1 protein-coding gene is annotated in these 1,081 nt (G+C 50.3%); it reads right to left on the reverse strand.

The window, feature by feature from the left end:
* Nucleotides 1-151 precede the first annotated feature (151 nt).
* A partial coding sequence (locus KI743_RS24465; protein WP_285468589.1) for a DbpA RNA binding domain-containing protein occupies nucleotides 152-1,081 on the reverse strand: 930 nt, incomplete at its 5' end.

Genomic DNA, 1,081 nt, shown 5'->3' on the forward strand with positions numbered 1-1,081 from the left:
GAGATGCGAGATGCGAGATTATTTTTCGGCTTTGAAAGTTAAAAGCAAATAATAAACTCAGTATTCGCCGTTAAATCGACAAAGTGATAGGTACAAAAAAGCCGAGCTAAATGCTCGGCTTCTTCTTATTTATACGAGGTAATCCCTAAGATTAACCTTCGCCACGGTCATTGCGACGACCACGGCCGCCATTACCGTTACCATGGCCACGTTCGCCACGGTAGTTACCACGGTGATCGCCACCACGGTTACGGTCGAAACGACGCTCGCCATCACGGCCGCCTTCGCGGTTGCCGTCACGGTTACCACGGTAGCCGCCACGTCCGCCTTCACGGTTACCGTCACGGTTGCCACGGTAACCACCGCGACCGCCATCACGACCACCACGGCCGCCGTTACCACGACGTGGTTCACGGAAATCGTTGAAGTCTACAACCACTGCGCCCGCTTCTTTTTGACGGATGCGTAGTTTGTTTAGCTTACCAGCAGTTTCAGAGTTCATCGCTTTTGGAAGCTGAACGTAAGTTGCTGCTTGGTCTAGTTTGATAGCACCGATAGAACCTTTAGTTAGGCCTAGTTCGTTTGCTAGTGCGCCAACGATGTCTTTAACTTGAACGCCTTGCTCGCGACCAACTTGCAGTTGGTATGTATCCCAATCTTGGCTGTTGAAGTCACGACCACCACGGCCACCGTCACGATCGCGGTTTTCACGACGCTCTTTACGACGGTTCTTATCGCGCTCGATTGCAGCGATCATTGGGTCTTCGCCAATGTAGAACAGTGGACGCTTACCTTGTTGACGCTTAAGAAGCATTGCAGCAAGAGTCGTTGGGTCGATCTCTAGGTTTTCTTGTAGCTTAGCAACTAGCTCAGCGAAGTTTTCTAGAGACTTGTGCTCTTTCTCAGCTTCAAGTTCTGCACCTAGCTTAGCTAGACGAGCTTCAGCTACTTTGTCACGTAGAGGAAGTTGGATTTCTTCCATTGATGACTTAGTTACGCGCTCGATAGTGCGAAGCATACGGATTTGGTTAGTGCGAACTAGAAGGATCGCTTTACCTTTACGTCCAGCACGGCCAGTACG

The sequence above is a fragment of the Vibrio sp. D420a genome (assembly GCF_030248625.1).
Taxonomy (GTDB): Bacteria; Pseudomonadota; Gammaproteobacteria; order Enterobacterales; family Vibrionaceae; genus Vibrio; species Vibrio fortis_A.